General features: G+C 72.5%; 20 protein-coding genes and 1 pseudogene. 5 read left to right on the top strand and 16 right to left on the bottom strand.

Going from position 1 to position 18310, the window contains the following annotated elements; translation table 11 throughout:
* From Q7L73_RS27480 to Q7L73_RS27465, 5 genes and pseudogenes are all read right to left on the bottom strand, one after another.
* On the bottom strand, nucleotides 1-1656 hold a 1656-nt coding region (locus Q7L73_RS27480; protein ID WP_304715758.1), incomplete at its 3' end, for a DHA2 family efflux MFS transporter permease subunit.
* Nucleotides 1653-3191, bottom strand: a complete 1539-nt coding sequence (locus Q7L73_RS27475; protein WP_304695583.1) for a sulfatase-like hydrolase/transferase — start codon at nucleotides 3189-3191, stop codon at nucleotides 1653-1655. The genes Q7L73_RS27475 and Q7L73_RS27480, both read right to left, overlap by 4 nt.
* A complete protein-coding gene (locus tag Q7L73_RS27470; RefSeq protein WP_304695581.1) occupies nucleotides 3191-4603 on the bottom strand; it encodes a sulfatase in 1413 nt (470 codons plus the stop codon). Before Q7L73_RS27470 ends, Q7L73_RS27475 begins: the two co-directional genes overlap by 1 nt.
* A 54-nt stretch (nucleotides 4604-4657) precedes the next feature.
* Nucleotides 4658-4729 (bottom strand): annotated as a pseudogene (locus Q7L73_RS28810) (twin-arginine translocation signal domain-containing protein); the annotation flags it as partial.
* A 173-nt stretch (nucleotides 4730-4902) separates the two neighbouring features.
* Entirely contained in the window at nucleotides 4903-5817 is a 915-nt protein-coding gene (locus tag Q7L73_RS27465) for a hypothetical protein (protein ID WP_304695579.1), read from the bottom strand.
* 155 nt (nucleotides 5818-5972) lie between these two features.
* Between Q7L73_RS27465 and Q7L73_RS27460 the strand changes: the two genes are divergently transcribed.
* Entirely contained in the window at nucleotides 5973-7079 is a 1107-nt protein-coding gene (locus Q7L73_RS27460) for a YibE/F family protein (RefSeq protein WP_304695577.1), read from the top strand.
* Here the strand turns inward: Q7L73_RS27460 and Q7L73_RS27455 are convergent.
* Entirely contained in the window at nucleotides 7076-8458 is a 1383-nt protein-coding gene (locus Q7L73_RS27455) for an MFS transporter (RefSeq protein ID WP_304695575.1), read from the bottom strand. The two genes, Q7L73_RS27460 and Q7L73_RS27455, sit on opposite strands and share 4 nt — an antisense overlap.
* Before the next feature lie 58 nt (nucleotides 8459-8516).
* On the opposite strand from Q7L73_RS27455, the gene Q7L73_RS27450 reads away from it, so the two are divergent.
* Together Q7L73_RS27450 and Q7L73_RS27445 are read left to right on the top strand one after the other, a co-directional pair.
* A complete protein-coding gene (locus Q7L73_RS27450; protein WP_304695573.1) occupies nucleotides 8517-9215 on the top strand; it encodes a GntR family transcriptional regulator in 699 nt (232 codons plus the stop codon).
* Nucleotides 9216-9297: 82 nt separating this feature from the next.
* Nucleotides 9298-9636, top strand: a complete 339-nt coding sequence (locus Q7L73_RS27445; protein WP_304695571.1) for a co-chaperone YbbN — start codon at nucleotides 9298-9300, stop codon at nucleotides 9634-9636.
* Here the strand turns inward: Q7L73_RS27445 and Q7L73_RS27440 are convergent.
* Nucleotides 9622-10539, bottom strand: coding sequence for a LysR family transcriptional regulator (locus tag Q7L73_RS27440; protein WP_304695569.1), 918 nt, complete (start codon nucleotides 10537-10539; stop codon nucleotides 9622-9624). The genes Q7L73_RS27445 and Q7L73_RS27440 overlap by 15 nt on opposite strands.
* Nucleotides 10540-10596: 57 nt before the next feature.
* On the opposite strand from Q7L73_RS27440, the gene crcB (Q7L73_RS27435) reads away from it, so the two are divergent.
* Nucleotides 10597-11001, top strand: a complete 405-nt coding sequence (gene crcB / locus Q7L73_RS27435; RefSeq protein WP_304695567.1) for a fluoride efflux transporter CrcB — start codon at nucleotides 10597-10599, stop codon at nucleotides 10999-11001.
* The gene (crcB, locus tag Q7L73_RS27430; RefSeq protein ID WP_304695565.1) at nucleotides 10998-11372 is read left to right on the top strand and encodes a fluoride efflux transporter CrcB; all 375 of its coding nucleotides are present in this window, start codon (nucleotides 10998-11000) and stop codon (nucleotides 11370-11372) included. The genes crcB (Q7L73_RS27435) and crcB (Q7L73_RS27430) overlap by 4 nt, the downstream gene beginning before the upstream one ends.
* Nucleotides 11373-11408: 36 nt before the next feature.
* On the opposite strand, the gene Q7L73_RS27425 is transcribed toward crcB (Q7L73_RS27430), so the two are convergent.
* The 9 genes from Q7L73_RS27425 to Q7L73_RS27385 all read right to left on the bottom strand — a co-directional run bounded on the left by Q7L73_RS27425 (nucleotide 11409) and on the right by Q7L73_RS27385 (nucleotide 18166).
* Nucleotides 11409-12077, bottom strand: coding sequence for a hypothetical protein (locus tag Q7L73_RS27425; RefSeq protein WP_304695563.1), 669 nt, complete (start codon nucleotides 12075-12077; stop codon nucleotides 11409-11411).
* 2 nt (nucleotides 12078-12079) lie between these two features.
* Nucleotides 12080-12712, bottom strand: coding sequence for a 30S ribosomal protein S4 (gene rpsD / locus Q7L73_RS27420; RefSeq protein WP_304695561.1), 633 nt, complete (start codon nucleotides 12710-12712; stop codon nucleotides 12080-12082).
* Nucleotides 12713-12851: 139 nt separating this feature from the next.
* On the bottom strand, nucleotides 12852-13058 hold the full coding sequence (locus Q7L73_RS27415) for an RNA-binding S4 domain-containing protein (RefSeq protein ID WP_304695559.1): 207 nt from the start codon (nucleotides 13056-13058) through the stop codon (nucleotides 12852-12854).
* Nucleotides 13059-13076: 18 nt separating this feature from the next.
* A complete protein-coding gene (locus Q7L73_RS27410; RefSeq protein ID WP_304695557.1) occupies nucleotides 13077-13715 on the bottom strand; it encodes a winged helix-turn-helix domain-containing protein in 639 nt (212 codons plus the stop codon).
* 70 nt (nucleotides 13716-13785) lie between these two features.
* The gene (locus tag Q7L73_RS27405) at nucleotides 13786-14427 is read right to left on the bottom strand and encodes an SCO family protein (protein ID WP_304695555.1); all 642 of its coding nucleotides are present in this window, start codon (nucleotides 14425-14427) and stop codon (nucleotides 13786-13788) included.
* Nucleotides 14424-15896 carry a fenitrothion hydrolase gene (locus Q7L73_RS27400; RefSeq protein WP_304695553.1) on the bottom strand — a complete coding sequence of 491 codons (1473 nt, stop codon included), beginning with the start codon at nucleotides 15894-15896 and terminating at the stop codon, nucleotides 14424-14426. The genes Q7L73_RS27405 and Q7L73_RS27400 overlap by 4 nt, the downstream gene beginning before the upstream one ends.
* Nucleotides 15865-16326, bottom strand: coding sequence for a vitamin K epoxide reductase family protein (locus Q7L73_RS27395; protein ID WP_304695551.1), 462 nt, complete (start codon nucleotides 16324-16326; stop codon nucleotides 15865-15867). Before Q7L73_RS27395 ends, Q7L73_RS27400 begins: the two co-directional genes overlap by 32 nt.
* Before the next feature lie 4 nt (nucleotides 16327-16330).
* The gene (locus tag Q7L73_RS27390) at nucleotides 16331-17143 is read right to left on the bottom strand and encodes a thioredoxin domain-containing protein (RefSeq protein ID WP_304695549.1); all 813 of its coding nucleotides are present in this window, start codon (nucleotides 17141-17143) and stop codon (nucleotides 16331-16333) included.
* Between the two features lie 192 nt (nucleotides 17144-17335).
* Entirely contained in the window at nucleotides 17336-18166 is an 831-nt protein-coding gene (locus Q7L73_RS27385; RefSeq protein ID WP_304695547.1) for a DUF1775 domain-containing protein, read from the bottom strand.
* Nucleotides 18167-18310 lie beyond the last annotated feature (144 nt).

Genomic DNA, 18310 nt, shown 5'->3' with positions numbered 1-18310 from the left:
GGGCGGCCCCGCCGCGCCGGCGCCGCCGGCCGCCGCCGCTGCCGCCGCCCGCTGCGCGGCCGCGGCCGCGTTGGCACGCGCCTCCGCAGGCGTCAGCGTCAGCCGCCGCACGACCGGGATCATCAACAGCAGCAGCAGCGCGGCGATCCGGAAGGCCCAGCCGAAGCCGTCGCGTGCGACGCCCGCGGCCTCGCGCCGCAGCCAGCGGTTGTAGCCGACCGGCGCCGTCTCGGTGCGCGCCTTCGCGCCCGCGAACTCGGCTATGTCGCTTCTGATCGCGCCGAAGGCGACCTCGTCGGGGACCGCGTAGACCCACGCCTTGTCGTGGATCGGGTCGCGCTTCCAGTCGAGGTGCCACGCCGAGGTCGTCGTGAAGACGGTGATCAGCAGCGCGATGCCGAGCGCCGAGCCGAGCTGGCGCGAGGTGTTGACGACGCCGGAGGCGACGCCGAGCTGCGGCCCCATCGCCGCGTTCATCGCGCCGACGTTGAGCGTCGGGAAGCCGATGCCGATGCCCATGCCGATGAAGACGAGGCCGGGCAGCACGAACAGGTAGTCGGTGACGCCCTCGTAGGTCGACGGCATGAACGAGAACCAGGTCAGGCCGAGCGCGAGCGAGCCGAGCGCCGGGATCGCCAGCCGGTAGGCGGGCGCGTTGTCGGCCGCACGCCCGACCAGCGGCCACACGAGACCGCCGCAGATGCCGATCGGCAGCAGGCAGAGGCCGGCCTCCAGCTGCGTGAAGCCCCACAGGTTCACGAACACCTGCGCCAGCAGGAAGAGGCCGCCGACGGCGCCCGCGCCGAGGATCAGCATCGCCAGGTTGGCAGACAGGAACTGTCTGTTTCTCATCAGCGCCGGCGGGATCATCGGGTTTCTGGAGCGGTGCTGCCAGAAGACGAAGCCGATCCCCATCACGATCGACAGCTGGATGAAGAAGAGGATCTGCGCGTCGTCCCAGCCCTTGACGTTCACCTCGACGAGGCCGTAGGTGAACATCGAGACGGCGGCGCCGAGCAGCAGCATCCCGAACCAGTCGATCCGGCGGTTGGCGCTGAGGTCGTAGGTCTCCGGCCACCAGCGCCACGCCAGCACGACGCCGATCACGCCGAGCGGCAGATTGATGATGAAGATCCAGTGCCAGCTGGCTATCTCGATCAGGCCGCCGCCGATCACCGGGCCGAGGCCGTTGGCGACGAGCGCCACGACGGCGATCATCGCGAGGCCCTTGCCGCGCTCTCTCGGCGGGAAGACGAGCGCGGTCATCGCGAAGCCGAGCGGCGCGATCATGCCGGCGCCGATCGCCTGGAAGGCGCGGAAGCCGATCAGCCAGCCGATCTCCCACGCGGCGGCGCACAGCGCCGAGCCGGCGGTGAAGACGACGAGGCCGGCGATGAACATCTTCTTGCGGCCGAACTGGTCGGCCAGGCGGCCGGTCGCGACCAGCAGCACGGCGAAGACGATGTTGTAGATGTTGACGACCCACGAGGCCGTCGGGAGGATCGTCTCGAAGTCGTGCTGCAGCTCCGGCAGCGCCGTGTTCATGATCGACATGTCGAGCATCGACATGAACCAGGCGATCATCATGACGCCGAAGACTCTCCACTTGATCGCCTGGAGCGCCTCGGCCGAGGGGTTTTCGCGGACGCGGCTCATCTGAGCTCGTTCGCCTCCTGCTCGTCGGAGTCGAGCGTGCCGTCGTCGGCGACCTTCTTGTCCTTCGGGTCGGGCTCGCGCGGCTGCACCGCTCTCTCGGCGTCGAAGACCGGCAGCGTGCCGCCGGCCGCCGCCAGCGCCCACCGTCTCATGCCCTCGAGCACGTCCGGCGACTTGACCGTCTCGGTCCGCAGGTCGTCGGGCTCGTCCTCGTCCTCGGCCTCGTAGAGGCGCCAGCGGTCCTCGTCGGAGCGGCCGATCAGCAGGAAGTGGCGGTCGCCGACGACGACGTGCGTGTCGATCGCGGTCGTGTAGTACGGCCGCGACGGCAGGTCGAAGTCCTCCAGCAGCGTCGTCAGGTCCTCACCGGCCATTCTGCCCGGCGTGACGATGCCGAGGTAGGAGAGGATCGTCGTCGGGATGTCGTAGGTCGAGACGTACCACGAGCTGGTGTCGCCGGCCCAGCGGCCGGCCGGGTCCTTCAGCAGCAGCGGGACGTGGTACACGCGGCGGTGCCAGACGCCCGACGGGCTGCCGTAGACGCCCTGCTCGCCGAGCGCGACGCCGCCGTCGCTGACGAAGATCACGACCGTTCTGTCGGCCAGCCCGAGGTCGGACAGCTTCTGCATGAAGCGCCCGAGCGCGGCGTCGACGTCGCGCACCTCCTGCGCATAGCGGGAGCGCACCTCGTTCTTGACGTCGTCGTCGGCTCTGACCTTGATCGAGTTGATGTAGCTGACTCTCTCGGGCAGCGTGACGTCGTTGTGGATCGGGCCGTAGCCGGCGACGTACTGGCGCGGCATCTCGAACGCGTCGTTGAGGTCGAAGGCGTCGATCCCGAGCAGGAACGGCTGGTTGCCTCTGAGCTGCTCGAGCTGCAGCTCGCCGGCCTTCAGCGCCTTCTGCGTCGGCTCGACCCGTCTCGTTCTGATCGGGCCGCCGAGCGGCAGCAGGTAGTCGCGCTCGGTCGGCTCGAACTCGCTCGACAGCGGCAGTCTGCCGGTGCGCACGATCACGTCGCGGAAGCGGGCGCCGTCGAGCGTCGGGTTGTCGGTCACCCAGCGCGTCTCGACGCCGGAGGCGGCGGTCAGCTGCAGCAGCAGGGGCTGGAAGTCGTAGACCTTGTTGTAGCCCGGCACCGCCGGCATCCCGGCGGTCGCTCTCCAGTCGCGGAACGGGTAGCTGCGCATGCCCGTCAGCAGCCCGCGGCGGGCCGGGACGGCGCCGAGGCCGTCGGCCGTCGCGTATCTGAAGCGGAGCGAGCGGTCGGCCAGCTTGTCGATGTTCGGCGTCTTCGTGTCGCGGTCGTCGAAGACGTCGTCGTAGGCGCCGATGTAGTCGGTGCGGAGGCTGTCGGCGAAGATCACGACGACGTTCGGCCGCTCTCTGTCGCCTCTCGTCTCCTGCGCCTGCGCTGCCGCGGCGCCGAGCAGGCCGGCGCCGGAGAGGGCCGCCAGGCCGCCGGCCGCGCCGCCGCCGCGCAGGAGCGCGCGGCGCGAGATCCGCCGCTGCTCGTCGTCTCGGTTGCGCGCCATCAGCCGCCCACCACGCCGATGTGGTCGTGGAAGACCGGCAGCGTGCCGCCCGCCTCGTTCACCAGCACGTCCCACAGCTCGTTGATCTTGGCGGTCGCCGCGGGCCCGCTCCCGGCCAGGTCTCTGTTGTTGCCGGGGTCGTTGACCATGTCGTACAGCTCTCTTCTGGAGCCGTCCGGCGTCGAGATCATCAGCCACTCGTAGTTGCCGCAGATCCACGTCTCCTGGTAGCAGGAGGTGAAGTACGGGCGGCCGGTCGGCTCGCGGCCGTCGAACAGGACGCTGAGGTCCTCGCCGTTCATCAGCCCCGGCGCGCGCACTCCCTGAAACGACAGGATCGTGCGGGCGACGTCGTGCGTGGAGGCGAAATATCTGCTCGTCTTGCCCGCCAGCCGGCCCTCGGGGTGGTGGATCATGTACGGCACGTGGTGGATCTCGCTGTACGGGCGCGGGGTCGACTTGCCGATGATCCCGTGCTCGCCGAGCGTCAGCCCGTGGTCGCTGAGGTAATAGACGATCGTGTTGTCGGCGAGCCCGAGGTCGTTGACCTTGTTCAGCAGCTTGCCGATCCAGGTGTCGACAAAGGTCAGCTCGGCGGCGTACAGCTCCCGCACCAGCTCCAGCGTGTCGTCGTCTATCCCGATCTTGTCGAGTCTCGACGCCGGCGTCAGGAAGGGCTGGATCGGGAGGATGTTTCTCGTCTTCTGGATCCCCTTCGGCTGCCCTTCGATTCTCTCGACGTAGAGCGGCGGGGCGTCGAACGGCTCGTGCGGGTCGAACGAGTCGACGCCGAGGAAGAACGGCTGCTTGTTCTTCAGCTCGTCGAGCGCGTCCATGCCGCCGCGCATCACGCGCGCGGCCGAGTAGTTCTTCTCGCCGACGCGGTACATCGAGTTCCAGCCGACGTAGTCCTGCAGGCGGCGCACCTCGACCGTGTCGGAGAGCGCGGGCAGCAGGTACTTCTCGATCGCCGAGCGCGGCGCCGGGCGTCTGAAGGGCGTGTTGAAGTCGCGGTAGGCGCCCTGCGAGAAGTCGGGGCGGCCGATGTCGAGCGTGCGGCGGAAGTCGGTGTAGCGCGGGCCGACGATGAACGGGTTGTCGGTCACGTAGGCGGTCTCGATGCCGGCCTTGCCCAGCTCCTCGGTGAGGAGCGGCTGGTACGGCAGCGGGCGGGTCCAGCCGACCTCGCTCGGCATCGGCGGCGACAGCACCCAGTCGCGGTTGGGGAAGCTGCGCATGCCGGTCAGCAGCGTGCGCCGCACGAGCCCGGTCGGCATCGCCTCGGGGACCGCGTACTGGAACTTCAGCGAGCGCTTGAAGAGCGCGTCGAGGTTCGGCGTTCTCGCGCGCGAGGCAGCGTTGTAGGCGCCGACGTAGTCGGCCCGGGTCGAGTCCGTGACGATCAGGATCACGTTCGGCGCATCGCTGGAGCGCTGCGAGGTCTCTGCGTATTCGTCGCCGCACGCGGACAAGCCGACCGCCGCGGCACCAGCCGCACCGGTCTTCAGAACGCCGCGTCGAGTCAGTCGCCGCGCCATCCCTACACGTCCAACGCGGCACGCGCCGCGGTGTTGCCGCTCAAATCGTGCTCCAGCTCGGGGGAATACGGTTCGGATGTCGTCTCATCCGGCACTGCCAACACAGCGGGCGCAACGGAGTTGCGCCCGGACGGTTGACATATAGCTTCTCGTATTCGCCCGATGGTGTCGTGTCAGGCTGAGAATCGCCTGAAGGCGGCGCGCTGCTCGGCAGGCAACAGGACCGTTCTGACGATGTCGCCCGCGCGCCATACGACCGCGCTGCCGTCGTCGCTGAAGGTGAGCTCGTCGACCCCGTCCGCCGGCGGCGCCTCCAGCTCTTGCAGCGGACCGGGCCGGCCGTCACCCGCCGCCAGGTCGCGCGCGTAGAGCCAGGCCCGCCCGGACGAGTACTCGGTCGAGTGCGGCACGAAGCGCCGGACCCAGGCGACCCAGGTGCCGTGGACGGCGAATCTGCTGATGAAGTCCGCCGAGCCGCCTCCCCCGCCGGAGTCCTCGCTGAAGCCGAAGTCGCGGAACGGACCGTCCGGCCGCACGCAGGAGCGGTACCCGTACCAGTCCTCGTCGCCGAAGCCGGTCAGCAGCAGCTCGCTGCTGCGAACGACCACATCCTCACGCGGCGCCGGCTCGCAGCCGACCGGCCGGCCGCGCCGCAGGCTCAGCCGCGCGCGGCCCTCGCGGTACTCGCCCCAGAAGTCCCCCGCGGACCACTCGCAGCGGTTCGCGCGGCGGGCGACGTCGCGATCGAGGCGGGCACGGACGACGCGCGCGCCGCGCGGCACCCGGATCGTGCGAGAGGCGACGCCGAGCCAGTGCGCGACGCCGACTTCGACCAGCGCCCCCTCGCCGCAGCGGAACCAGATCGGCACGCGTGGTCTGCTCCATCTGCGCGGCGTCAGCGGCCGCGGCGCGCGCACCGTCAGCATCCGCCCCTCCAGCCGGAAGCGCGTCCCGTCGCTGGCGACGCCGGCGGCGAGCGCGGGCTGCCGCGCGCTCGCGGCAGCAGCCGCCCCCTGCGCGGTCGTCGCGCCGCCTGCCAGCGCGACGACCGCTCCCGCCAGCGCCGTCCATCCCCCGGCGTTGCTCATGCCCTCTGGAACGGGCGTGCCGGCGCGATGTTGCGAGCAGGCCGCTTGAACCCGTTCTCAGCCGGCGCTGCTTCAATGCTCGGATCGCCCGTCTCTCGCTCCTCGGCGCCGCGCGCGCTTTCATCGTCCTCGTCGCGCTCGGGACCGTCGTCACGATGGTGCTGCTGTGGCCGACGCACGTCGGCGACACGTTCTCCGAGGTCGTCCAGCCGAGCGACAAGGCGACCGTCACCGGGATCGACGACAGACCGTGCGGCGCGACCGTCAGCGACCGCTGCGTGCGCGTGCTGATCGAGCTGGACGGCGGCGACGACGCCGGCAGAAGAGGCGTGATCCAGTGGAACGCGAACGGCGTCGACCCGCCGGTCCACGTCGGCGACAAGCTGCGCGTCGCGCAGGCGGAGGAGATCCCGGGCTACGAGGAGGCCAACCAGGCCACCTACACGCTCGTCGACTTCCAGCGCGGCCCCGCGCTGATCGTGCTGTTCGTGATCTTCGCGCTGATGGTGCTGCTGCTGTCACGGCTGCGCGGGGCGCTGTCGCTGCTCGGCCTGGCGGTCAGCCTCGCGGTCGTGCTCGTCTACATCATCCCGGCGATCCTCGACGGCAGCTCGCCGGTCGCGGTCGCGATCTCAGGCTCGCTGGCGATCGGGATGGCAGCGATCTTCCTCGCGCACGGACGCGGGCCGAAATCGCTGGCGGCGATGCTGGGGACGATCGTCAGCCTTCTGCTGACCGCGCTGCTGGCACTGCTGTTCACGCACTGGACGCGGCTGACCGGCCTCTCCGGCGAGGAGTCGTTCGCGCTGCGCCTCGCCGACCCGACCGTCTCGCTCCAGGGCCTGCTGATCGCGGGCATGATCATCGGCGCGCTGGGCGTGCTCGACGACGTCACGGTGAGCCAGTCGTCAACCGTCTTCGCGCTCCGCGCCGCCAACCCGGAGATGGGCTTCCGCCAGCTCTTCCACGGCGCGATGGACGTCGGCAAGGACCACGTCGCCGCGACCGTCAACACGCTCGTGCTCGCCTACGCCGGCTCCTCGCTGCCGGTGCTGCTGATCTTCGCCTCGGGCGCCCTGAGCGCCGGCGACGCGCTCAACCTCGAGCTGGTCGCCGAGCAGGTCGTCGCGACGCTCGTCGGCTCGATCGGCCTGATCGCCGCCGTCCCCGGCACGACCGCCGTCGCCGCCCTGCTGGCGCTGCACACCCCGCGCGCCGAGGTCGAGCACGAGGCCGCCCACGGCCACGCGCACACGCACTAGCGGCGCGCGGGCCGCGGCACCAGCAGGCAGAACGCCAGCGCGACGAGGGCGACCGCGGCGCAGGCCGCGAAGGCGATCAGGAAGCCGTCGTCGGTCGGGCGGGTGCTGGAGCCGAGCACGAGCGTCGCGACGACCTGGCTGCCGAGCGCGCCGCCGACCGTCCGCAGCATCGTGTTGATGCCGGTCGCCTCGCCCGTCTGCGCCTGCGGGACGGCGGTCAGGATCAGCTGCGCCATCGCCGTCAGCGCGAACGTGAGGCCGATCCCGTACGCCAGCAGCGTGCCGAGATAGACCTGCCAGCGCTCGTCGTGGACGAAGCCGAGCAGCGCCAGCCCGAGCGCCAGCATCGCGACGCCGAAGGCCATCGGCAGGCGCCCGCCGATCCGCTGGCAGAGGCTGCCGGCGAGCGGCCCGCAGACGAGGCCGGCGAGCATCGCCGGCAGCAGGTAGAAGGCCGCCTGCGTGACGCTCGCGTCGAAGCCGAACCCGGCGACGGCCGGGTCGGCCTGCACCAGCTGCGGCACCAGGTAGCTGGTCGCGTACATGCCGAAGCCGACGCACAGCGCGACGGCGTTGACGGTCGCGACGGCGCGCACGCGCAGCAGCCGCACGTCGATCAGCGGCGCCCGCCGCCGCAGCTCCCAGCGCGCCCACAGCGCCAGCACGATCGCGCCGCCGGCCAGCAGCGCGAGCGTTCCCGGCGCGCCCCAGCCCCAGGCGCGGGCGCGCGAGACGGCCAGCAGCGGCGGCAGCAGGCCGCCGGCCAGCAGCAGCGCGCCGACCCAGTCGACCTCGACCCGCTCGCGCGGCGGCGACGGCGGCACGAACAGCCGCACGCAGACGATCGCGACCAGCGGCATCGCGATCCCGAGCCAGAAGATCCCGTGCCAGGAGACGTGGTCGACGATCGGGCCGCTGGCGACGAGGCCGGCCGCGCCGCCGACGCCGAAGCTGCCGGAGATCAGCCCGAGCGTCGGCGCGAGCCGCTCCGACGGCAGCGTGTCGCGCGCGATCGCGAACGAGAGCGGGAAGATCGCCCCGCCGAGGCCCTGCATCACGCGCGCCACGATCAGCACCGGCAGCGACGGCGCGAGCGCCCCGACGACCCCGCCGCAGGCGAAGACGGCGAGCACCGCGACGAGCATCCGCTCCTTGCCGAAGAGGTCGCCGAGACGGCCGAGGACCGGCGTCGAGACGGCGGTCGAGAGCAGGAAGGCGGAGATCAGCCAGGCGACCCCGCCGGCGTCGCTGCCGAGGTCGCGCTCGATCTCCGGCAGCGCCGGCACGACCATCATCTGCATCACGGCGTAGGCGAGCGAGGCGAGCGTGAGCGTGACGACGACCGCCCCGGCACGCCGCGTGCGGGGAGCGGCTTCCATCGCGTCTGACGATACGGACCGGCGCGCGCGGCCATCGGCGCCCCGTATGCTCGCCCCCGTGGAAGCCTCGCCGCCCGTTCCGGCGCCGGCGATCCGATCCCGGCGCACGAGCTCCGACCACGTCGCGGACGCCCTCCGCGCCGCGATCAACAGCGGCCATCTCGCCGATGGCGCCGAGCTGAACCAGGTCGAGCTGGCCGAGCACTTCGGCGTCTCGCGCGTGCCGGTGCGCGAGGCGATCAGGCGGCTGGAGGCGGAGGGGCTGATCGAGGCGGCGGCGCACAGACGCGCGGTCGTGCGCGGCTTCGACCTGGCCGGGATCGCCGAGTCGTTCGAGCTGCGCGCGCTGATCGAGGGCCATCTCGCCGAGGCGGCCGTGCCGATGCTGACCCGCCGCAATCTGAACGAGCTGACGGAGCTGAACGCGGCGATGCGCGGCGAGGGCGACGAGAGACGCTTCCTGGCGCTCGACGCCGACTTCCACCGCCGCCTCTACGAGCCGGCCGGCCGGCCGACCGCGCTGGAGATCGCCGGCCAGCTGCGCTCGCGCGCCGAGCGCTACGTGCTGCTGCGCAGCGACCACTTCGTCAACGACCAGACGCGCTGGCTGACGCGCGACCACGGGACGATCGTGCGGCTCGCGCGCAGCGGCGACGGCACCGCGACGCGCGCCGCGATCGAACGCCACCTCGGCCGCCTCTGCGACGCGATCCTGAGACTGTCGCGCCAGCGGCCGGCGTCGCGGCAGCAGGGCTGATCGCCGCCATCAGCGATTCGACTGGGCGGCGGCGCGGTCGCGCGGGATCGTCGAGGGCGCAACCGATCCGAAGGAGCCTTCGATGTCCGCCTCCGCAGCCCCCGCCGCCGTCCCGGCGACCGGCGACGACCGCTTCGTCGCCGACGTGCTCGAGTCCGACCTGCCCGTGCTGGTCGACTTCTGGGCGCCGTGGTGCCCGCCCTGCCGGGCGATGAGACCGCTGCTGGCCGACCTCGCCGCCAGCCGCGACGACCTCCGCGTCGTCTCGCTCGACTGCGACGTCCACCAGGCGACGGCGATCAGATACGCGATCCTGTCGATGCCGACGTTCATCCTCTTCCGCGGCGGCGAGCCGGTCCTGCAGCTCGTCGGCGCGCGGCCGCGAGCGCGCCTGCTGCGCGAGCTGTCAGCCGTGCTCTGAGGCCTGCGCCGGCGGCGCCGCGACCGCGCCCAGCGCGGCCGTCAGGTGGGCCCGCAGCAGCTCCGCCGCCGGTGCGGCGCCGGCCGCTGACGCCAGCAGCAGCGCGCGGTGGCGCGGGACCGGCGGCGCCAGCCGTGCGACCGCGACCGGCGCACCCGGCGCCGCCAGCCACGAGGCCGGCACGAGGCTGACGCCGAGGCCGGCGTGGACGAGCTGGCGGACCGCCGCCGGGTCGCCCAGCTCGAACAGCGGCACCGGCCCGAAGCCGGCCTGCTCGCAGGCGGCGGTGACCAGCTCGCGCAGCGCGCTGCCGGGCTCGGGCAGCACGAACGGCCGCTCGCGCAGCGCCCACACCTCCAGCTCGCCGGCGGTCGCGAGCGGGTCGCCGGGCGCGGCGATCGCGTGCAGCGGCTCGTCGGCGAGCGCGTCGGCGCGGATCCCGTCGGGCACCGCCGCCGCCGGCAGCGAGGCGACCGCGAGATCGACGGCGCCGGTCCGCAGCAGCCCGCCGGCCTCGGTCGCCGCCGTCTGCCGCAGGCCGATGCGGATCCCGCCGTGTGCGCGGTGGAAGCTCGCCAGCGCCGCCGGCAGCGCGAGCGCCGCGGCGGCGTCGGCGGCGACCCGCACGACGCCGCGCAGCAGCCCGGCGTGGGCGTCCATGTCGGCGCGGGCGCGCGCCGCCTCGGCGAGGATCGCGTCGGCGCGCGCGAGCAGGTCGGCGCCGGCGGAGGTGACGGTCGCGCCGCCGGCCGTGCGCTGCAGCAGCTCGACGCCGAGCTGCTCCTCCAGCCGCTTGACCTGCTGCGACAACGCCGACTGGGTCACGTGCAGCTCTTCGGCGGCGCGCGTGAAGGTGCCGTGGCGGGCGACCGCCGAGAAGTAGCGCAGCTGACGCAGCTCCATCGCCGCATTATCGCGGCAACGACCCGCGCGATCGGCCGCCCGTGCCAAGCTCTCCCGATGCGCCCGGCCCCGCCGATCCTCCTCGCCGTCTTCTGCGGCGGCGCCGTCGGCTCGCTCGCACGGGCGGGGGTGGAGGAGGTGCTGGCGCCGGCGCCCGGCCACTGGCCGTGGGGGACGCTGACGGTCAACCTCGTCGCCGCCTTCGTGCTCGGCGCGCTCGTCGCCCGCTACGCCGGGCACACGCACTCCGAGCGGCGGATGGCGCTCTACGGCCCCGGCTTCTGCGGTGGCCTGTCGACCTTCTCGACGCTGCAGCTGGAGTTGTTCGACCTGATCGACGGCGGCCAGGTCGCGACCGCGGCCGGCTACGCGGCGGCGAGCCTCGCCGGCGGACTGGCGCTGGCGCTGCTGGCGATGCGGCTGGTCGAGCGCTGGCGTCCGCCGCTGGAGGCGGCGGGGTGAGCGGCGTCGCGGTCTGGCTCGGCGTGCCGTTGCTGGGCGGCGCCGGTGCGGTCGCGCGCGTGGCGCTGGCGGCGACGGTCGACGCGCGCCGCCCGCGCGCGATGAGGCTGCCGCTGGGGACGCTGACCGTCAATCTGACCGGCGCGCTGCTGCTCGGGCTGCTGGCCGGACTGGCGCCGAGCGACGATCTGCGGCTGCTGGCCGGCACGGCGCTGCTGGGCGGCTACACGACCTTCTCGACGTGGATGGCCGACAGCGTGCGGCTGGAGCGGACGGGCCACCTGCGCACCGCCGCCTTCAACGTCGCCGGCTCGCTCGTGCTCGGCTTTGCCGGCGTGGCGCTCGGCCACGCTCTCGGCACGGCGCTCTGAGCGCCCGCGCCCGGCCGGCGCGGCGCACCGGGCGCGTCAGTTGAGCCGCGCTCGCACCGAGGCGAGTCTCGTCTGCGCCCGCTCCTGCTCGTCGTCGTCGAGCGGCAGCGCCAGCCACAGCTCGGCCGCGAGCAGCTCGTGCGCGAGGTGGCCGGTCTCGTGCGTGCGCTCGAGGATCAGGCCCAGCAGCAGCGCGACCGCCTCGTGCGCGCACTGCCATTCCAGCTCCTGCTCGGCCAGCTCGCGCGCGTCGACGAGCGCCCACGGCTGCTCCGGCTCGGCTGCCAGCAGGACCGGCGCGTCGAGCTGCGGATGGGCGATGTAGATCGCCTCCTCGCAGGCGACGATCCCCAGCTCGATGCCGGCGCGGCGCGCGGCTTCCAGCGCGACCAGCATCACGGCCAGCTCGTGGCCGCGACCGCGCTCGGCGACCTGATGCGGCAGCAGATCGCCGACGCCGAGGTCGCGATGCTCGCGCGCCTCGGTGCGCAGATGCTGCGAGAAGGCCGTCTCCGCCGCCAGCAGCTGGGCTGCCGGGTCGGCGGCGGCATGCGGCGCCAGCTCGGCGACGAGCGGCGCGAGCGCGGCGTCGAGCGACGCCGCGCGCAGCGATTCGAACTCAGCGCCGAGGGCGACGGCCAACGGGCCGTGCGCGACCTCGGCATCGTCCGACAGGACGCGGAACGGGACGAGCCCGTCCCCCATCGTCAGACGCGGCTGTAGAACTCGACTATGAGCTGCTCGGCGACCGGCGTGTCGATCTCGTTGCGGACCGGCAGGCGCAGGACCTTGCCGGCGAGCGAGTCGAAGTCGGCCTCGAGCCACGCGCCGACGCGGCCCATCTGGTCCGTCGCGGCCGTCGCGACCGGGCGGACCGCGGCCTCCGGCTTGATCATCACGACGTCGCCGGGCTTGACCTGACGCGACGCGATGTCGCAGCGGGCGCCGTTGACGAAGACGTGACCGTGCGAGACGAACTGGCGCGCCTGCGGACGGGTCGAAGCGAGACCGAGGCGGTAGACGACGTTGTCGAGCCGCTGCTCCAGCAGCTGCAGGAGCTGCTCGCCGACGACGCCCTCGCGCTTCTTCGTGGCGGCCGCGACGTAGCGGCGGAACTGCTTCTCGCGCACGCCGTAGTAGCGCTTCGCCTTCTGCTTCTCGCGCAGCTGCTCGGCGTAGACGGACTCTCTACGACGACGCGCGTTGCCGTGCTGGCCGGGCGGCTGCGGTCCACGCCGCTCGAGGGCGCTCTTGCCATTCAGCCGACGCTCGCCCTTCAGACAAAGGTCGACGCCCTCGCGTCGTGAGAGCTTCTCGACCGGGCCGGTGTAACGCCCCACGCAATCTCCTTCAGGTAGTCATGGAAAGACGCCCGCCGCGATGCAACAGGCGCCGTCCCTTCGCAAAGTTGGCTGACCATGGTACCGAGCTTTCCGTCCGCATGGTGTGCTGCCTGCGAAAACCCCGCGTTTGCGGGAGCTACGCGACTCTGACGGACTCGCCGTCGACGGTCACGACGTCGCCCGGATGGAGCTGGCGGCCGCGCCGCTGCTCCAGCTCGCCGTTGACCGTCACGAGCCCTTCCTCCAGCAGCAGCTTGGCGTCCGCGCCGACCTCGACCAGGTCGGCCAGCTTCATCAGCTGGCCGAGCCGGATCATGTAGCCCTGGATCGCGATCTCGCGCACGGCGCCCGCCCGCCTGCGCTATTCGCCGCCGTCGGCGGACGCCGGCGCTGCGGCATCCCACTCGGCGTCGCTGGCGCCGTCGTCGCGCTTGGGCGCCTTTCTGCCACCGCGGCGACGCGGCTTTCTCTTCGCCGCCGCCGGCTTCTCCGCGGCCGGCTCGGCGGCCTCCGCGATCGCCTCGGCGGCCGGCTCGTCCTCGGCGGCAGGAGCCGCGCCGGAGAGCGTCATCGCCTGACGCGAGGCGAGCTTGACGCCGCCGGCCTCGTCCGCGAGCACGCCCTCGCGCTTGAGCTTGGAGACGGTCGTCGCGACCGTCGGCTTGGCGATCTTCGTGACCGAGGCGATCTCCGCGACCGAGACGCCGGGCCGCTCCTCGACGAGCGCCAGGATCGCGTCACGGTTGGCGCCGCGCGGCGCCCGCTCGCCCTCGCCCTTCGCGGCCGCCGGCGCCAGCGCCGGCTCCGTCGCGCGCGGCGCCCGTCTGGCGGCTCTCCTCCGTGCCGGGGCGGCGGCGACCGGCGCCGCCGGCAGCTCACCGCGTGCGAGCAGGGCGGCCTTCGCGGCCTCCAGCTGCTCGATCTCGGCGATCAGCGGTCGCAGCTCCGCCAGGCGCGCTTCTATCTCCTGCTTCAGGCGGGGGAGCAGCAACTCGGGCATTCGGGGGAAACCTCCGGCGGCAGTGAACGTCAGACGGGCCCCATGCTACGTGCCCGCGCGGCGGGCGGCTTCAGCGGCCGTCCCGCTCGGACAGCAGCGTTCTGAGGTCGGCCGTGAGATCGGCCGGCTCGAACGACAGGCCGGCTGAGATCTTGCCCGCCAGCCTGCCGTCGCCGTCGACCAGCCAGATCACGGCCGTGTGGGCGCTGTCGGGCCGGCCGGCGATCTGCGGCGCCGCGTAGAACGCTCTCCAGACCGGCTCCAGCTGCTGTTCGGAGCCGATCAGGTAGTGGAACTGGGCCGGCTGGCGCTGACGTCTGAGCCACACCTGCACCGCTTCGCGCGTGTCGCCGCGCGGGTCGACGCTGACGGCGACGACCGCGACCTCTCTGCGCTGGCCGCCGAGCTGCTCCAGCGACTGGCGGATCTCCTGCCCGATCAGCGGGCAGACGTCGGGGCAGTTGGTGTAGAGGAAGGTGACGAGGTACGGCGTCCCTCTGAGCGTGGCGGTGTCGAGCGTTCTGCCACTGCCGGCGTCGGTCAGCGCGATCGCCGGCGCGGCTCTGCCTGCCAGGCCCTCCGGCAGCGAGTCGGCAGCGGCGAAGCGGCCGTCGGCCGAGCCGGTCGCGGTCCCGCCGCCGTCGCCGGAGGAGCCGCCGCAGCCGGCCAGCAGGGCGCACAGCAGCGCCACGAGCGCGACGCCGCGGCTCATGTCCCGACCGCCGACAGCAGCCACAGGCCGAGGCAGGTGAAGCCGACCATCACGACCAGCATCCAGTACTGCGAGCGGACCGCCTCGCGCGCGTCGCGGTAGAGCGTCAGCGCGCGGTCGTGCGCGAGCATCAGGCCGGCGACGTGGCCGGCGACGAGCGCGGCCACCTGGACGTACCAGATCGACGCCGCCGACAGGATCGTGTAGTCGACCGTCGCGTTCGCCGTGCCGAACAGGTCGCTGCCGTCGCCGAGCGGGTCGGAGGCGAGGTAGGCGAGCGACTGGCCCTGGAAGACGAGCAGCGAGAAGTAGTGCGCGAGCAGGTAGCCGAAGGCGATCGGCACGAGCGTGTGGGCGAACTTCTGCGCCAGCTCGCCGGTCGTGTGGTCGCCGCCGACGGTGCGCATCCCGGCGACGCCCATCCGGTAGAAGAGGCCGACCGCGACGATCGCGCCGAGCAGGCCGACCGTCGAGGTCAGCTCGGTCGCGACGGTCGTGCCGAAGCCGACGTCGCCGAAGAGATCGTTGAGCGGTCTCGCGATCGACGACCACAGCTCGCCGTTGGAGGCGCCGTCGAAGGTCGTCGTGCCGATCATCACGGCGGTCAGCGCGATCGTGCCGGGGACGGTCGCGTCGAGCTTCGGCAGCCCCGACAGCAGCGGCCGCGTCGCGATCGCGCCGTCGCGCAGCTCCAGCGGCGCGATCCGGCTGAAGAGCTCGAACAGGACCGCGAAGCCGTCGGCGCGCGAGCGCCAGCGCTCGATCCCGAACAGGCCCATCCCGACCAGCTGGATCAGCGCGTAGGCGAGCGCCAGTCCGGCCAGCGTCGAGGGCACGTCGCGGTCGAGGTAGGCCAGCTCCAGCCAGGCGAAGGCGGCGATCGTCACGACCGCCGGCCAGCGCCCGAGCCGCTGCGGATACGTCAGCGGCGCGCGCAGCGGTCTGCCGCCGCGCGCCAGCCGCGCCAGCCAGGCGCCGCCGCGCGCGAGCGCGTACCACGGGTCGACGGCGCGCCAGACGTCGCCGAGCACGACCGAGACGACCGGGACGCCTACCCACACGAGCACGTAGATCGCGGTCGGCGCGAGGTTCGCGGTCGCGACCTCGGTGCCGGCGAAGCCGGCGTACAGCACCAGCGCGAAGCAGGCGATCCCGAGCGCGCCTGCGAGCGCGCGCAGCGGGAGCGGCACCTGCAGCCGCCGCCGTGCCTGCGCCCGCTCCAGCCGCGGCTGCGGCCACAGCAGGCTGAGCGCGGCGAACGAGACGATCAGCACGACCGCTGCGACCCACGCGAACAGCCACTGCGGGATCGGCAGGTCGGTGCGGCCGACGAGGCCGTGCGCCTGCGCGGCCGCCGGCAGCGCCGCCCCCGTCAGGAGCAGCGCCGCGACGACCGCGAGACAGGCCCGCGCGCTGTGCGCGGGACCGCCTCGGCGTTCAGACAGGCTCGTGCTCCGGCTCGACCGCAAGGTCCGAAGCGTACGCCTCATCGTCGTCCGCGCGCAGCACGCGCAGCGTCGCGAAGATCGCGAGCAGCGTCATCACGATCGCGCTGCCGACGCACCACTGGCAGATCGCTTCGATCGTGAATATCTCGCGGTACGTCAGGTACATCGAGAAGGCGAAGCCGAGGATCGTCATGCCGGCGGTCGCCATCCGTGCCAGCTCGCCGCGGAAGAACAGCGACACGAAGATCCCGACGTAGCCGATCAGACCGAGCAGCGGCACCGGCACTCCGGCCAGCTTCGCCCACTCAGAGTTCTGCACTCTCTCGCAGCCGTGACCCACCGCGCAGATCGGGTTGAACCCGCGGTAGTGGATGTAGGTCAGGTAGCCGGCGATCCCGATCCCGATCAGGGTCAGGACCAGCATCGTCCGCTGCAGCGCTCGGTCGCTCATCGGCTCATCTCTCCTGAGCTGCGGCGATCGCTCTGTCGATCGGGCCCTTCAGCGCCTCGTAGTTGAGGCCGTTGTCGGTGCTGACCGGCTCGAGCGTGCCGCCGGTCGGTCCGACGACGAACGACGGGGTGCCCTGGAAGCCGTACCCCGTCCACTCCTCTCTCGCATCCTGGAGCGCTCTGTCGACCTGCGGATCGGCGCGCTCGGCGAACGCTCTGTCGACGTTCAGCCCTCTCACGCCGGAACCGATCTCTCTGAGGAAGTCGTCGGTCACGTAGCCCGTGTTCTCGGTGCCCTGGTTGAGGTAGAAGAGGTGGACGTAGTCCCACAGCTTGTTCTGCAGACCAGCCGCGCCGGCCATCTGCGCCGCGCGGATCGAGTCGTCGCCGAGGAAGGCGACGTCACGGAAGATCAGCTTGACTCTGCCGTCTCTGACGTAGTTCTCGATCACCGACGGGAGTATCTGGTCGGAGGCGTCCTTGCAGTACGGGCACTGCAGGTCGCCGAACTCGATCATCGTCACCGGCGCTCTCGGGTCGCCGAGCTCGGCGCCTCTCTGCGAAATCCCGGCGAGCAGCGCCGCCGTGTCGGTGGCGCCCGCGACCGACTCGCCCGCCTTCTTCGTCGGGCCGTCGTCGCCGCCGCTCGTCGCGATCAGGATCACGACCACGACCGCCACGGCGAGCGCGAGCGCTCCGCCGAGCTGGAACAGGCGTGTGCGCTGTCTCGCCTTCGCGGCAGCCGCCTTCTCGGCCGCCTGCCGTTCGGCGCGAGCTGCTGCGCGTCTCTCTCTTCTCGTGCCGCCTGTGTCCGCCATCGCGTCGTTCCTCGTTCTCCTGTTGCAGCAACGGGGCCGAGCCCCGTACCCAGAATTGATGATCGTTCCGACCCTCGCCCCGTGGACGCGCCATGCGACGTCCAAGGGCGATGGTAACCGCGATCGATCATCTAGGTGCGACCTTAGGAAATGATCAAGAGGGCGCCGGGCCGGCGCCCTCTGTGACCAGCGTCACTTCGCGCGGAAGCTCCAGGAGCCGCTCTGCACGTGTCCGTCTGGCGCAACGGCGCGCCACTTGACGGTGTAGCTGCCCGCCGCCAGCTTGCGGCTGAAGCGCGCCGCGACGGTCGCCCCGCTCGGCCCGCTCGAGGCCGGCGCGACCCGCTTTCCGCCCTTGTAGACGTCGATCTTGCCGGTGATCAGGCGCTCCGCGAAGGTGATCGCGACGCGCTTGACGTTGCCCGCGCGGGCGCCGGGGCCGGGCGTGCGCGAGACGACGCCGGCGTGCGCGGCGCGCGCGCTCGCACGGGAGCCGTGCGCGCTCTCGGCGGCCGTCAGTCTCAGCGTCGGGGCGGGCTTGTCGGCGTCGGCCGCGCCGGTCCAGCTGACGACGGTCCCGTTCGAGTAGGTCTGCAGCGCCGGGAACGCGAGCGTGTCGCCGCCCTTGCCGGGCAGCTTCACGGAGATGCGGAACTCGCGGAACTGGCCGGGCGCGATCCGCCCCAGCCCTCTGCGGCTGCCGCTCCAGGTGATCGCGGCGACCTCGCTCGTGACGGGGCCGTCGTCGGTCTGCAGCGGTCTCGCCAGTCTGCGGCGGACGACCGTCGCCTTCCAGCCGGCCTGCGCCTCGTAGGAGACCGACTGGAAGCCGGCCGGGAACGACAGTCTGACCTTCGTCGTGGCGGCGCGGTCGTCCTCGTTCGGGACGCGCACCGCCAGCACCTGGTAGCTCTGCGCCGGCAGCGCGCGCGGGTTGACGGTGACGTGGGCCTGGGCCGCGACGGGCAGCGACAGCAGCGTGGTGCCGGCGGCGAGCGCCGCCAGCGTGATCGTGCGATGCAAGGAGTGCTCCTCGGATTCGGTTCGGACGGACGTGGGTGCGCGCGCCCGCGTGGGGCGCGCCGCTTCACGCCGTCCGCGGCGGCGCCCGCCCGGCGAGGCCGCTGGCGACCAGGCGGCCGCCGCGCGCCGGCCGGCGGCGCCGCC

The sequence above is a fragment of the Conexibacter sp. CPCC 205762 genome (genome assembly GCF_030646155.1).
GTDB lineage: Bacteria > Actinomycetota > Thermoleophilia > Solirubrobacterales > Solirubrobacteraceae > Conexibacter.
This window is presented reverse-complemented; position numbering and strand designations above follow the sequence as displayed.